Annotated in this window: 11 protein-coding genes; 7 read left to right on the top strand and 4 right to left on the bottom strand. The window is 59.9% G+C overall.

Annotation, left to right across the window (positions count from 1 at the left end):
- Positions 1-275 precede the first annotated feature (275 nt).
- The 3 genes from BLV09_RS30050 to BLV09_RS30060 form a co-directional block, all read right to left on the bottom strand.
- Entirely contained in the window at positions 276-821 is a 546-nt protein-coding gene (locus BLV09_RS30050; RefSeq protein WP_100385863.1) for a YbhB/YbcL family Raf kinase inhibitor-like protein, read from the bottom strand.
- A 44-nt stretch (positions 822-865) separates the two neighbouring features.
- On the bottom strand, positions 866-1,294 hold the full coding sequence (locus BLV09_RS30055) for a DoxX family protein (protein ID WP_146691369.1): 429 nt from the start codon (positions 1,292-1,294) through the stop codon (positions 866-868).
- Positions 1,295-1,876: 582 nt separating this feature from the next.
- On the bottom strand, positions 1,877-2,770 hold the full coding sequence (locus BLV09_RS30060; protein WP_146689968.1) for a LysR family transcriptional regulator: 894 nt from the start codon (positions 2,768-2,770) through the stop codon (positions 1,877-1,879).
- 294 nt (positions 2,771-3,064) lie between these two features.
- On the opposite strand from BLV09_RS30060, the gene BLV09_RS30065 reads away from it, so the two are divergent.
- Positions 3,065-5,041 (top strand): ATP-binding protein, encoded by a 1,977-nt coding sequence (locus tag BLV09_RS30065; RefSeq protein WP_167558921.1) that lies wholly within the window; start codon positions 3,065-3,067, stop codon positions 5,039-5,041.
- Between the two features lie 1,106 nt (positions 5,042-6,147).
- On the opposite strand, the gene BLV09_RS30070 is transcribed toward BLV09_RS30065, so the two are convergent.
- Positions 6,148-7,584: a LuxR C-terminal-related transcriptional regulator gene (locus BLV09_RS30070; RefSeq protein ID WP_167558922.1), complete on the bottom strand. Its 1,437-nt coding sequence runs from the start codon at positions 7,582-7,584 to the stop codon at positions 6,148-6,150.
- Positions 7,585-8,397: 813 nt separating this feature from the next.
- Between BLV09_RS30070 and BLV09_RS30075 the strand changes: the two genes are divergently transcribed.
- The 6 genes from BLV09_RS30075 to BLV09_RS30100 all read left to right on the top strand — a co-directional run bounded on the left by BLV09_RS30075 (position 8,398) and on the right by BLV09_RS30100 (position 14,140).
- Entirely contained in the window at positions 8,398-8,811 is a 414-nt protein-coding gene (locus BLV09_RS30075) for a MucR family transcriptional regulator (protein WP_100385869.1), read from the top strand.
- 272 nt (positions 8,812-9,083) lie between these two features.
- On the top strand, positions 9,084-9,956 hold the full coding sequence (gene cyoA / locus BLV09_RS30080; RefSeq protein WP_197684990.1) for a ubiquinol oxidase subunit II: 873 nt from the start codon (positions 9,084-9,086) through the stop codon (positions 9,954-9,956).
- Position 9,957: 1 nt separating this feature from the next.
- On the top strand, positions 9,958-11,940 hold the full coding sequence (gene cyoB, locus BLV09_RS30085; RefSeq protein ID WP_146689971.1) for a cytochrome o ubiquinol oxidase subunit I: 1,983 nt from the start codon (positions 9,958-9,960) through the stop codon (positions 11,938-11,940).
- Positions 11,937-12,557, top strand: a complete 621-nt coding sequence (gene cyoC, locus BLV09_RS30090) for a cytochrome o ubiquinol oxidase subunit III (RefSeq protein WP_146689972.1) — start codon at positions 11,937-11,939, stop codon at positions 12,555-12,557. The genes cyoB and cyoC overlap by 4 nt, the downstream gene beginning before the upstream one ends.
- On the top strand, positions 12,557-12,931 hold the full coding sequence (gene cyoD, locus BLV09_RS30095; RefSeq protein ID WP_146689973.1) for a cytochrome o ubiquinol oxidase subunit IV: 375 nt from the start codon (positions 12,557-12,559) through the stop codon (positions 12,929-12,931). Before cyoC ends, cyoD begins: the two co-directional genes overlap by 1 nt.
- A gap of 324 nt (positions 12,932-13,255) precedes the next feature.
- Positions 13,256-14,140, top strand: a complete 885-nt coding sequence (locus BLV09_RS30100; protein ID WP_146689974.1) for an alpha/beta hydrolase — start codon at positions 13,256-13,258, stop codon at positions 14,138-14,140.
- Positions 14,141-14,353 lie beyond the last annotated feature (213 nt).

The raw sequence follows: 14,353 nt of genomic DNA on the forward strand, positions 1-14,353 counted from the left end.
TGATGCATGACCGGCTTGGGACGCACGAAGCTTTACGAGTTGATAGGAGCTGGGCAAATCGTCACGACAACAATCGGACAACGCGATATCGGCGGAAAGAAAAGGACTTGTTGCAGAACGAAGAACGTGGCGGCTGTAGCGCCGAGTTTGGAGGAGCCGCAACATGAACACCCGCGTTGTCGCGAACATGCCTGATCTCGCTAACTGAGTGTTGATTTCCGATAACTCGCCGCCCGATCGTGCGGGCGGCAGCGCAGCCTATGGAACCAAATGAATCAACGGCTGTACTGAAGTACCAGCTGGGCGGTAGCGAGTGCTTCGCCATGGGCGACATAGCCGACCCACGCGGCCGTCGCATTCGTGGGCACGTCGAGCGCGCTGACCTTTAGCGCCGTCAGGGTGAAGATGTATCGATGAGCAGGCCCCGGAGGCGTGCATGGCCCGCCATAGCCGGGATTGCCATAGTCGGTTCGACCTTCGGCCGCGCCTGCGGGCAAGCCGTAATTGGACGTCACACCTTCCGGCAGGCCGGTGGCTGTCGCGGGAATGTTGTAGACGACCCACTGCCACCAGCCTGACCCGCTCGGCGCGTCAGGATCGAAGAATGTGAGCAAGAAGCTGCGCGTGCCCGCCGGCGGATTCTTCCAGGTCAAGGCCGGCGACAGATTGCCGCCAACACAGTCGAGGCCATTGTACACTTGCTCGGTCTTGATCTTGTCGCCTGGTCGATAGCTCGGGCTAGACAGTTCAAATGTCGCGCCAAAGGCGGCGGAGGACATGGCTAGGCTCGCGGTGGCGAGTGCGAAAATAAGAGTGCGCATGGAAGTCTCCTACTCGATCAGATGATTTTTCAAGCGGGCGAGGCTCACGCTTCGGCGGTGGTCCACTTGGCGAACGTCGGCGTCGGCATGAGCGCCAGTGCGCCGTCGCCGAGCAGGGCCTGCACGACCAGCGCGACGATCCAGAAGGCGGGGAATTCCCAGCCGCCATTCGGGTTGTTGAAGAAGAAGCCGTTTGCGGCGTGGACGGTGACGATCGCGCCCAACAGGGTCGGAATGCCGACCAGGGCAGTGAACCGAGTCCAAATCCCGAGGATGAGGCTGACCCCCGCCATGAACTCGACCAGCATGGTGGCGTAGGCAAGCGCCGGCGGCAGGCCGAGGGATGCGAAGTATTTCGCCGTGCCCGCGGGGGTGAAGACGAAGAACTTGAGCCCGTCATGGGCGAGGAACAGGATGCCCAGCGTCACGCGCAGGGCCAGGGTGGCGTAGGGAGCGGTGCGGGTGTCGATCATGGCGCGATTTCCTTCGGCTGGATTGATGTCGCCTGGAAGATGCGCCCATTCGAACCGGGTGATTATCCGGTCATTCCGGGGGTATTTAATTCCATATTGGAAGGCATGGCCTTCACCAGCCCGATCCCATGACGGCTCGCCGCGGTAGTGGGTGAACAAAGTAGCCGTCGTGATCACGGGGTGTATCGTCAGAAACCCCGAGAAGACGCGACTGTTGGGGTTGCCTGTGTAGTCAACCAGAGGCGCAAAGCGCAGAGTGATCGGAGCCGCCTCGACCGCCACCATGAGACTTCTGCGTCGCGTTTCTCAGTGGCGGCCCGTCTACAGGAGGCTACGGTGAAACTCTGTAATACACGTCCGTTGCAACGGCGATGTCCGGGGCGGGAATCCCAATAAAGTCGACGATCGTCAAACCAGGCGGTTGCCGCCTGCTTGACTGGATCCGCCGGCCGAGCAGGGCGAGCCGCTCTGGCCTTGGCGAAGGAAGCTTTCATCTGAAGTGATGCGGAACTCTCGGGCTGTGGCGTACACATCGGCGGGGTTGGCCATCGCCAGAGAAGGCTTGCATCGCTCGCCGACATATTATCTTGCCAAGTGCTCGACCAGAAAATCGATCAAGGTTCGGACCTTCGCAGGCTGGCGCCGGCCGGCCAGAGTGATCGCGTGAACCGCATGAATTTCGACGGTGGGCTGGTCGAGTTTGATCTCGACGAGCGCACCCGAGGCGAGTTCTCGGTCGACGAGAAAGTCAGGCGCATAGGTGATGCCGATCCCGGCCATCGCCGCCAGCACCAAAGCATCGCCGTTGTTGGCCCGCAAGTTTCCCTGAATGGACTGGACGATATCTCCCTTCGCACCGAAGTGCCATTGACGGTCGCCGAGCCGTTCGGACAGGGCATATCCCAGGCAATTAAGGGTGCGCAGGTCTGCAGGTGTTCTCGGCGTGCCGTGTCGCGCAAGATACGAGGGCGAGGCGCACAGCAGAGTTCGGCAAGCAACGATCTTGCGGGCGATGAGACTGCTGTCTTCAAGTCGGCCGACCCGGATCGCCATGTCCCAACCGTCCGCTTGAAGGTCGACCACGCGGTCGCTGTAATCGAGGTCGACCGATAGATCCGGATGCATTTCAAGAAATTTCGGCAGGATCGGCGCCAAGACGCGCAGACCGAAGGAGGTGGGAACGCTGACGCGTAGCGTCCCACGCACGGTGACTTGGTGATCGCTCGCAAGCGCGTCCGCCTCTTCAAGATGAAGGAGGATGCTCTCCACCTCGCTGAGATATCGCCGTCCGGCTTCGGTCACCGATACGCGCCTTGTGCTTCGATGGAAAAGAGCGACTCCGATCCGTCGTTCAATCGCATCGATGTGTTTGGTCGCAAGCGTCGGCGATACGCTCAATGCTCGCGCGGCCGAGGATATGCTCCCTAGCGACGCAACTTTAAGACAGATTTGCATTCCCGTGATGCGATCCAGCAATTGACACCTCACTCTCCGGGGGTGAACCCATCTGTCAATAAAGCGGATTATCATTAAAAAGCAGCATGCCATTTGTCTGGCCATGATGCTTTTGTTCGACCCTTCTGGTCGATTTCCCAATTCCGGCGTGGCAACGGACCTCTGCTGGCGATTGTCCCTGGCCACATTCGGGCTTGCGGCTTCGTTGATGCTCGAAGCAAACCGCGGCTTCGTGGACCGCCAGTTATGCTAAAGTCGCCGACTTTTCGGATCGATCCGATCAATCTCTGCATATGGCGGACAGATGCAGGAGGAATGGACCAGCGCCTAAAGCTACCCCCAAAAACGTTCGACGTGCTCCGCTACCTCGTCGAAAACGCTGGTCGGTTAGTGACCCACGACGAATTGCTGCACGCGCTTTGGCGCAACGTCCATGTGCAGCCCGAAGTCCTGAAAAGTCATGTTCTCGCTATCAGGACAGCCCTTGGCGACAAAACCGAGGCCCCGCGGTTCATCGAAACTCAGCGCGGCCGCGGCTATCGCTTCGTCGGGCCGATTAATTGCGCATCAGACTTCCCACGACCGGCTGATGATTCCGTCCCACTTGGATGCTTTGCCGGTCGCGCTGAGCCCATGGCAGGACTGCTGGGGCTGCTCCATCGAGCCGCCGCCTGCGACCCTCAGGTGGCGTTCGTTAGCGGCGAACCCGGGGTCGGAAAAACCACTCTGATCGAACAGTTTCTTGGTCAGACTACAAGCTATCCGGATCTTGGGGTTGCGAAGGGGCGATGTATCGAGGGCTTCGCCGGAGCGGAATCTTACTATCCGGTACTCGAGGCGCTTGGCAGCTTGTGCAAAGGCCCCAACGGCGTTGGCGCCATTCAGGCCCTCGTAACCCTGGCTCCAAGCTGGGCGAGCCAGATGCCGGCGCAGGTTCCTGTCGAGCAACGGGCCCTCTTAAACCTGCAAGCCGTTGAAGGCGCACAAAGACGCATGGTGCGCGAGGCGGCCAGCCTCATCGAGGCGCTCGCAATGGAGCGCCCGCTGATCCTCATCCTTGAAGATCTGCATTGGGCTGACTACGCGACCATAGATTTACTGTCTGCGATCTGTCGGCGCCGATCGGCGGCCAGACTCTTGATTATCGCAACCTATCGCCTTGAAGATCTCAAGACCGCCCGCCACCCTCTGAAGCGGGTGACACGTGAGCTTTCAGCCCACGGATATTGCACCGAGGTGGAGCTTGGACCGCTGCCCGAGCCGGCTATCGCGGACATTCTGAAGGGCGCGGACGGCAAATCACCCTCGGCAGCTTTTACGCGGTTCATTCATGAACGATCCGGCGGCAACCCATTGTTCATGCGGATCACGCTGGACCACCTCGCCGGGTGCGGAATGGTTGCCCGTGAGACGCGCGGTTGGCGTCCCCTCACCACCGTTGATAAGTTGGCTCGTGAAACGCCCCCCACTCTTGGCCGGCTGATCGAGTCACGCGTCGAAGGAATGACCGACGAGCAGCAACTGGTGCTTGAAGCAGCCTGCGTCGCGGGCGTCCATTTCGATACGGCAAGTGTTGCGCCCGCAGCTGATATGGACGAGCAGTCGTTCGAGGCGATTTGTGAGGAACTCGCTAGGCGCACAAGTTTCATTCGCAGGGGTGAAGAGCGAATCTTACCCAATCACGCCCATGTCCGCCCCTACGCGTTCAATCACGCAATCTATCGTCAGATCCTTTACGATCGCATTGGGCCAGCTCGTCGAGCGCATCTCCACCGCGCGATTGGCGTGCGGTTGGAGGAGATCTACTCACCTGATCAACGGAATGACCTTGCCGCCCGCCTTGCACAGCATTTTGCGTTCGCGCGAGACTGGCCGAAAGCCCTGGACTATCTGCGTTCCGCCTTACGCATTGCCAACAGCCGTTCAGCGCGGCGGGACGCTCTTGTCATTCTTGATCGTGCCGCGGAATTGGCCGCAGGCCTTCCCGACGGCGCCCGAATTCCTGCTGAAATCGAATTTCTTGAGCGGCGCGCTGCCATTCAGGCTGCAACCCACGATCGCAAGGCAGGGGAAACGTATGCGAAGCTCGCGGAGATGGCCGCTCGTCACCGCGACACCGCGGCCCAGATTCGGGGACTTCTGGGCCTATCGTTTGTGCTCAGCTGGCACGATCTCGACGGCAGCCTTCGTGTTCTCGGCGAGGTTCTCGATCTCAGTGACAAAGCCGATCCAAATCTACAGGATTACTGCCTGACCACGGCGCCTTTGGGGGCATGGCTGGAATCGGATTGAGGCACGCCGGTGTGAGGAAGCCGTCATCCGGGTAAGAAACCGCGGCGACGAACTCATCATCGCGCGGTCGTCCATAAATTTCAGCATTTTTTGTATACTTTCGGCACGATACCGTGAGGGACATGATTTATTGACTGGCGGATATCGCCTGTTATGCGAAAGCCCCAACAGTCTTGTCGAAGCCGACTTGGCGCGAGCTGCATCGCTGCATCACATTGGCGTACCCTGGTCCCTATCTCTAATGGGAGAATTAGGTGCCGCACTTTCGCACTACGATGCGAGCATTGCAGTGTTTGAAAAGAACGACGATACATTTGCTGTCCGCTCCTTCCAAATACATCGTAGCGCCCTACTTTTTCACGTATTGCCTTTCCAAGGCGCAGTGCAATCCTGCCTTCCAGTTTTGTCACAGGGAGAGTATTGCAACGGAAATCGCGCCTCTGGGGGCACCACCGTTCCCCCGCCCGAACGTAGAATAGCATTGATCTATTGCGGGTTGGCCGAAATGGGGCTGGGAAACATTGCGTCAGCGCTGCATAGACTGCACTCAGCCGAAGAAGAAATGGCGCGCCATCCGGCTCATCTAGACTGGTATTGGCGTCTTGCCCTGGAATGGGGCGTAGTCAACATCCTCATAGCCGAGAGGAATCCAGCCGCGGCGGCAGTCCGCGCTGAGCAACTTTCAAACCTGGCTGCACAGACCGATGAGCGCACTTGGCAGGCCCTCGCGTGGGAGGCGTGCGCGCGCGGCGTTGTTGCGCGGCGAAACATCGGTCGCGACTGACTATGTCGCCAGAGCCATAGCGGCGTGCGAGGGAGGTAAGGCCCCGCTCGCCGAATGGCGTGTGCATGCCACGGGTGTAGCAACCTATAAAGTCCTCAAGGACGCTCGCCAGGTAAAAGCACACACCCGCTTGGGCGCGGCCGCGAGGAAGCGCCTCGCCGAGACGCTGCCGAACGAACACCCTGTCCGACTAATATTCGAACAGCGCAGCACCTCGCCCCGTTAGTCGATAAATTCGGGTCGCTTCTACGATCTGCCGGGCTGAGGCTTTTGCCGCCATTCACACCGCCCGATCGAAATTTCCAGCTTTCTATCGTATCGATCACAAGAGGCCTAATTCTCCAGCTCGAGATACGGCCTCAGTCCGGGTGCTGACAGCTAACTTCAAAAAAATGCGCTTAATGTGCGACTTGACCGTTTCAGGCGAGATATTGAGAGATTGAGCGACCCGTTTGTTGGCGAGACCGCGACTGATCAGTGCCAAGATCTCGCACTCTCGTGTGCTAAGCCCGTCACTTGCTTTGCTCCATGGTTTGGCCGAAGCACGCTTTGCATCTCGAGCGTCAAGACACGCGGATAAGCTCCCGAGATAGGGAAGAAGAGCGCGGTGCCCGCCTGGCTCGGGCCCTTGAGCATAGGCATAGGCCCGCTTCAGCAACGCACCGACCCCAGCCCCTCTGTCCATAAAGACCTGATAAAGTCCCGTGCTTGAACCAACTTGAAGGGTTCGAAAAAATAATGTGTCGGCCTCGTGAGTTTCCCCGATATGCGCAAGCATGCCGGCCAGCTCAATCGCCAATTGACAGGCGGTATAGAGCTCATGTCGCTCTAATGCTTGATGATAAAGCAGACGAAAAGCTGCCGCTGCTTCTATCGAAGGGGATTCAGCCCAGGAAACGCGCCAGTACGTAAGAGTGCGGCACCGTACAACCTCGGAGCGTCTATGGGCCGATCCGACGTTGTGGGTCTGGGCGGCGCGGTCGAGATGTTCGACGCAGGCGCGGGCTTCGTTCAAGCGGCCCTCTTGCAGCAACAAGAGGGCTCGTTCAGCGATGCTCGCCGCGACGAGGCGAGGCCATCCGCGGCGGCCGCCCAGGGCCTCCGCCTCCCGCAGCAGCAACGCCGCAAGGTCCCATTGCATCCTGTGTCTCGCTATCCGCGCGAGAACAAGATAGCCCCGCAAAGCGCACTCGACGGAGCCCTGCGCACTGATCGCAGAAAGCTTGTCCCGGAGCATCACCTCAGCTGCGTCCAGATACCCTTCTTCATAGAGCACCTGTGCGGTCAGACACACCGGTAGAGCAGCCAATCCTGCGGCGGATCGGAGCCCAGCTTCGGAAATTTCTCGCGCATCGGACGCTAGGCGTGCCGCCGTCGTAAAATGCAATTGCTCAAGTTCCATGGCCGCCTCGATGGACAGGTTGAACACCGCCGAAAGCGTCTGCGATCGCCCAGTCCTCGCGTCAGGTGGCCACCGGGGTAAAGCATAAAAAGTTTCCAGTTCACCCAGTTGCCAGTATAGAAAGTGACAAAGGGTAGATGCGACATGATGATCCTCACCATAGGCTGCCTTCTTAAGGCATGACTCTGCGATCGAGAGAGCGGCCAAGCTGTCATCCTCGAAGGCCAGGCCAACCGCGCGAAGGAGTTCTGTTGCAGCCCGAAACCGCTCCCCCACCTCGGTCGGCAAATCACCGATTTCCAGCTCGATCCGATCAATCTCAGCGAATGCCTCATTGATCTGCAACGCCAACATCATGCGCCAGGCCCTCGCCAAGCTGCGCCGGATCTGAGGCGCCGACGCGCCGGTGAGATTCCGTTGCGTCTTGCACCGCCCGCTTGTGCCGGGCGTCGTGATGGGCGCGGGGAGGCTCCGCGCGATGACCTGAATCAGGTTCGCGCCATCATCAGGCAAGTGCCGCGGCCCGAATGCAGGTTTCTCAACCTCGCTCCACGGCGCAGTGAATCGAGACCCCCGGGGTCGAAGCGCGTCTTCGCTGCACGATCCTAGAAAGCTCCCTTCCGCCATAGCATGATCCTGATGCGGTCAGTGACAAGGGAGCCGCGGGGCCGACCGCCAGTCGGTCGGCGCCACTAGTACCGACGAAACGCCCAGCAGTCGTGATTTCGAGGTATTTTTCTGGTAAAGATTTGGTATTGTTTCGTATTGGTTCCACCCTCTTCCCAAGTTACGTCTCTTATAGATGCCGCTGCGAGTTTAACCGGAACGTTGCATTTCGATTGGACCATCGTCGAGGCGGCGGGACCGACGATGTCAGAAGCGCCCCCCTTCCTTGCCGGGCATTCCCTTTGGGCCGAAGCAGCCGTCGGCTGCGCCCCCCCATTTCATAAGCTTACTCCCCCGTAGAGGGGATTGGTGACGCCCTGCGTGATGCCCAAGATTCAAATGCATCTCTTCCGGTGTCGGGAGCGCCCGGCCGATGTCGTGCCGATCGCGTCGACGACAGGGTCTTTGTGGCGTGCTCACGCTCGCGGGCGACTATGCTGAAGTCGGGAGCAATCCCTTCGCGGCGTCGCTGCTCGAACGATCTGGCGCACCGAGGAGTCGGTTATGGCGATTGTAGCCAACCTGACGGAACTGACCGCGATCATCGTCGCTTCGTTCGTCTCCAACAACACGCTCAAGGCTAGTGAAATTCCTGCTCTGATCGTGTCGACCCACAACGCGCTTCTCCACATTGATGCTGTCCCGCAAACTTCGAGCGGCCGCGAGAAGCCCGCCGTTCCGGTGTGGGAATCCATTACCGACGAATACCTGGTCTGTTTAGACGATGGGAAAAGGCTGCGGACTCTCAAGCGCTATCTCAAGCGCAAATTCTCGCTTTCGCCCGATGAGTACCGGAAAAAGTGGGGGCTTCCGGAGGACTACCCGATGGTGGCGCCTGGGTACGCCGAACTGCGCTCAAGAATTGCGAAGCGAAAAACGAGGGAAGCATCCAACGCGCCGGAATCTCGCACAAGCTAAGCCCCTTGTACCGATCCATCTGTCTGACCCGGACGAACGGTCGTCCCCTTGCGACGCTCCGTTTCGCCGCGCCATCCCCCGCCTTACAGGATCTGCCCCCCATCGGGGGGATAGGGCGTCATATCGGATTCGACCATGATCCGTCTCGGCGATGCGCTGAGGGGCGGACCGGTCACCGGCCAAGGTGCTTGTCAGAAGATTCCCTCGTTGGCAGCGGGGCAGCGGGCGTCGCTCGCGAACACTGTCAGCTAGCCGAGTTTGGAGAGCGAGCATTGCAGAGCGCGGTGGCCACTAAGGTAGTTCGAGGCGCCATTCTCGTATCGTCGGCGCTTCTGCTCTGCTCGTGCAGTGAAGGCGTCCTCGATCCACACGGTCCGATTGGTAAGGCCGAACGTGTCATTCTCTGCGACGCCACGGCCATCATGCTCGCGGTCGTCGTGCCGGTCATCCTGCTGACGCTAGGCTTCGCGTGGTGGTTTCGCGCAAGCAACAAGCGGGCGCGCTACCTACCCGAGTGGGAGTATTCCGGCCGGATCGAGATGATCGTCTGGTCGATCCCGGCTCTTGTCGTCCTGTTTCTCGGGGGCATTGCTTGGATTGGTGCGCACGAACTTGATCCTCCCAAGCCAATCACATCGGCCCAGGCGCCGCTCGACGTGGAAGTCGTCTCGCTCGACTGGAAGTGGTTGTTCATCTATCCGACCCAGGGCATCGCGAGCGTCAACCGCCTGGTCGTGCCGGTAGGAACCCCGATCCGGTTCCGCCTCACGTCGGCCAGCGTGATGAACTCGTTCTTCATCCCCCAGCTTGGCAGCCAAATCTACATCATGCCCGGCATGACAACCCGCCTGAACCTGCAGGCGGACCGTCCCGGCGTCTACAAGGGCCTGTCTGCACAGTTCAGCGGCGAAGGCTTTTCGGATATGCGTTTCGACCTGGCGGCCGTGCCCCAGGATCAATTCGAGGCTTGGGTGAAGGCTGCCAAGACCCAGGGCGGCATGCTCGATTCGGCCTCCTACAGCGCTCTTGCACGCCCAAGCAAAGCGATTGCGCCGACGACCTACGCTGGCGTCTCCCCCGGACTGTTCGAAACTGCCTCGGCCCGCAGTACCGGCGCTGAGCTCCCGCCGCATCAGGAGCACTGACATGCTGGGTAAGCTCACATGGGCGGCGATCCCGTTCGATCAGCCGATAGTCATGATCGCCTCGGCCGGGGTCGCGATCGTCATCGCCGGCATCCTTGGCCTCGTCACCTTAAAAGGGTGGTGGCCCTATTTGTGGCGCGAGTGGATCACCAGCGTCGATCACAAGCGCATCGGCGTGATGTATGTGCTCCTTGCCCTGGTGATGCTGGTTCGCGGCTTCGCCGACGCGATCATGATGCGCACCCAGCTCGCCCTCGCCGCGGGCGGCGCACCAGGCTTCCTTCCGCCCGAGCACTACAATCAGATCTTCTCAGCGCACGGGACGATCATGATTTTCTTCGTCGCCATGCCGTTCGTGATCGGCCTGATGAACTTTGCAGTGCCGTTGCAACTCGGTGTACGCGATGTCGCCTTCCCCGTGCTCAACAACGTCAGCTTCTGGCTGACGGCCGCCGGTGTACTTCTGATCAACCTGTCGCTGTTCATCGGTGAGTTCGCGCGCACGGGCTGGCTGGCCTATCCGCCCCTCAGCGAGACCGCTTTCTCCCCGGGCGTCGGTGTCGATTATTATCTTTGGTCGTTGCAGATCTCCGGCCTCGGCACCTTGCTGTCCGGAATCAATCTCACCACGACCATCCTGAAGCTTCGGGCTCCGGGGATGGGCTATATGCGCATGCCGATCTTCTGCTGGACGGCGCTCGCCGCCAATCTCCTCATCGTTGCCTCATTCCCGGTCATGACCGCAACCTTCGCGATGTTGCTGCTCGACCGCTACTGTGACTTTCATTTCTTCACGACGAGCGCCGGCGGCAATCCGATGATGTACATCAACCTCATCTGGATATGGGGCCACCCGGAAGTCTACATCCTGATCCTGCCGGCCTTCGGCGTATACTCCGAAGTCGTCGCGACCTTCTCCGGCAAACCGTTGTTCGGCTACCGCTCCATGGTCATGGCGACAATGGCAATTTGCGTCCTCTCGTTCCTGGTCTGGCTGCACCACTTCTTCACCATGGGCGCCGGCGCAGACGTAAACGGCTTCTTCGGCATCATGACGATGATCATCGCGGTGCCAACCGGCGTCAAAGTGTTCAACTGGCTCTTCACGCTCTACGGCGGGCGCATCCGCTTCACCGTTCCGGTCTACTGGGCGCTTGGCTTCATGGTCACCTTCGTGCTCGGCGGCATGACCGGCGTGCTGATGGCGATCCCACCGGCCGACTTCGTCCTGCACAACAGCCTCTTCCTGGTCGCGCATTTCCACAACACCGCGATCGGTGGTGTCGTGTTCGGCGTCTTCGCCGGCTACACTTATTGGTTCCCCAAGGCCTTCGGTTTCAAGCTCGATGAGCGACTGGGCAAGGCGATTTTCTGGTGCTGGTTCCTCGGTTTCTACCTCGCCTTCATGCCGCTCTATGCGCTGGGTCTGATGGGCGCTACCCGGCGAATGCAGCACTATCCGGACACGCACTGGCAGCCCCTAATGCTTGTAGCCCTGTCGGGCGCGGTGTTGATCCTCTTCGGCATCGGCCTGACCGTGGTTCAACTGGTCGTCAGCATTCGAAGGCGTGACCTCAACCGCGATTTGATCGGCGACCCCTGGAACGGCCGCACTCTCGAATGGTCCACACCTTCTCCACCGCCGCCTTGGAATTTCGCTCTCTCGCCGCAGATCAACGGCACCGACGCCTATTGGGCTGCGAAACAGCGCGGACACGAGGCGGAACAAGTCGCTGTCGCGCGTGCCTACGTCCCGGTGCATTTGCCGCGCAACAACCCCACAGGTTTCTTCCTCGCTTTCTTCGCCGTTGTGCTCGGCTTCGCGCTCATCTGGCACATCTGGTGGATGGCGATCGCCGGCTTGATGGGTTCTTTGGCTGTCGTGCTCGTCCAAGCCTGGCGCACGAGCGGTGAGACCGACATTTCTTCAAGGGAGGTCGCAGCGTTCTACGAAGCGCATGCGGCCAGGGAGGGCGCCGTATGACCGTCGCGGATCAAGCCCTCTCGAGTCCCGAGGCCGTTCCCCTCTCAATGAGAGGCCCCGCATCGACCAGCGTTGTTGTCGGCTACGGCTTCTGGCTGTTCCTGCTATCCGACATCGTCATCTTCGCTGCTCTCTTTGCTGCCTACGCGGTGCTGGGTGGCGAGACGAACGGCGGTCCGCCCGGCGCAGAGCTTTTCGACAAAACGCATGTCTTCATCGAGACCGCCTGCCTGCTCGCCTCCAGCGTCACATGCGGCTTCGGTTCGATGGCTGTACAGCAGCGCAACAAGCTCGGGACATATCTGTGGATGACGGCCACCTTTGTCCTCGGTGCGTCCTTCTTGAGCCTCGAGGGATCCGAATTCGCCGGTATGGTCGCCGCGGGAAACACCCCCTCGCGAAGCGCCTTCCTTTCTGCGTTCTTTGCGCTCGTCGGCACGCACGGTTTGCATGTCGCCGCCGGCCTGTTCTGGCTCGTCATCATGATGCTGCAGGTTACGACGCTCGGCTTTCAGCCCATGGTGAGGCGTCGCTTCTTCTGCTTCAGCTTGTTCTGGCACGCGCTCGACATCGTCTGGATCGGCGTCTTCACAATCGTCTATCTGGGAGCACGCTGATGCATGATGAAACGAACGCGCAAGGCGAAGCGCCCGGGGTCAGCGAGAACAGCCACGGCAGCCCGCGCAGCTACCTCATTGGGCTTGGCTTTGCCACGATCCTGACGCTCGCTTCGTTTTGGGCGTCGTCGACCCACGTCATCTATGCGCCAGGCGTCCCTGTCCTCCTGGCGGTCCTCGCTATCGCGCAGATGGGAATCCACCTCGTCTTCTTCTTGCAAATCTCCACCGCGCCCGACCAGACGAACAACTTTCTGGCCCTAGCATTTGGCATTTTCGTAGTCGGGCTCACCGTGTTCGGGTCAATGATCATCATGGCCAATCTCAACCACGGGATGATGCCTATGGATCGCCTGATGCAAATGCAGCGCTAGCCAAATCTCGTCACGTCGCGAGGCCATGCTTTCGACCGCGTGCGGAGGGGTTCGATCTGAGCCGGTCCCCCGATCGGCTAATACGGCGTTGGGCAAAAAGGCGTCGTCCAGCACGGGCCGGTCTGCGAGTTGAGGCGTGTTGGCCGCTCTCGGTCCCTTCAGCGAAAGTTATCGGGCGGTTCCCCCGAATTGGACCGCTCGACCCCCGTCAGGGGGATGGGGTGTTTGGTGCTTCCGAAGCAGTATGCAGGCTGCGGTCGCGATACCGGTCGTGTCGCGGTCAACGATGTCAGAAACGATCTCTAGACCCGAGAAGGCTCGACTATGCGCAAGGACATTTCCTTTCTCAGCGATGGCCGAAAGCTTGTCGGTCACCTCTACCTACCCGATGGAGATCTAGGCCAAGCGAAGCCACCTGCCGTCATTGTGGTCGGGGCGTCGTCAGGGACGAAGGGACAGACACCAACGGTCTATTCCGAACGCTTGGTCCAACTGGGATATGCAGCCCTTATTTTCGACCACTCCACGTATGGCGAAAGCGAGGGCGCTCCGCGCTGTGATGAGGACCCATTCGCCAAATCCGAGGACATTAAATGGGCGGTCACGTTTCTGGCCGGCTGCTCAGAGGTTGATCCGGGCCGAATTGGGGCAGTTGGGGTGTGTGGAGGGGGCGGCTTCGTGCCGTACACAGCTGTGGCAGATCGGCGGATCAAGGCGGTGGCTATGGTCAGCAGTATTCCTGACTTGCGTAGCACATTGACCGACGGTTTCGCAGGTGACTGGCACGATCTGATGCGTGTAGCTCTGGCGGCGCGTGAAGAGTTCGCTCGAGGCGGCGACCCGCAGTACGTGCCATTCATGCCTCCGGGGCAACAGAGCGTTTGGGTGGAGAACGGCAAGAAGTACTACCTGACCGATCGCAATCCGGATCAAAAATGGCAGAACCAGACGCTCCTATGGTCGTTCGACAAGATGCTTCAGTTCTCTGCGCTCGACATTATTCAGTTGCTGGCGCCGACCCCGCTTCTAGTCATCGCCGGCTCCGAGGCTGAGACGTTGGCGCAGAGCGAGGCCGCCTATGCGAAGGCGAGAGAGCCGAAGGAACTCTTCATCATTGAGGGCGGTTGCCATTTTGACTTTTACGATAGACCTGAGTACGTCGATCCCGCTGTCATCAGGATCGACAAATTCCTGAGGGCCCACCTCTGAGCGACTGCTTGACCGCCAGATAATGTTCGAAGCGCTGGGCGGTTCAAAGTGTCATTCACTTCGGAAAAAGGCGCCCGTGCAGCGACGCGACGATTGGCACCGGCGCTAGCCACGCGCATCCATCCAAAAATCCCGCGCGATAGAGCCTTCTCTAGAACAGTTCATCCGGCAGCCTGCGGCGACAACAGATCGGCAAGACCGATGTTTCGGTAG

It is taken from the genome of Bradyrhizobium canariense (assembly GCF_900105125.1).
GTDB lineage: Bacteria > Pseudomonadota > Alphaproteobacteria > Rhizobiales > Xanthobacteraceae > Bradyrhizobium > Bradyrhizobium canariense_A.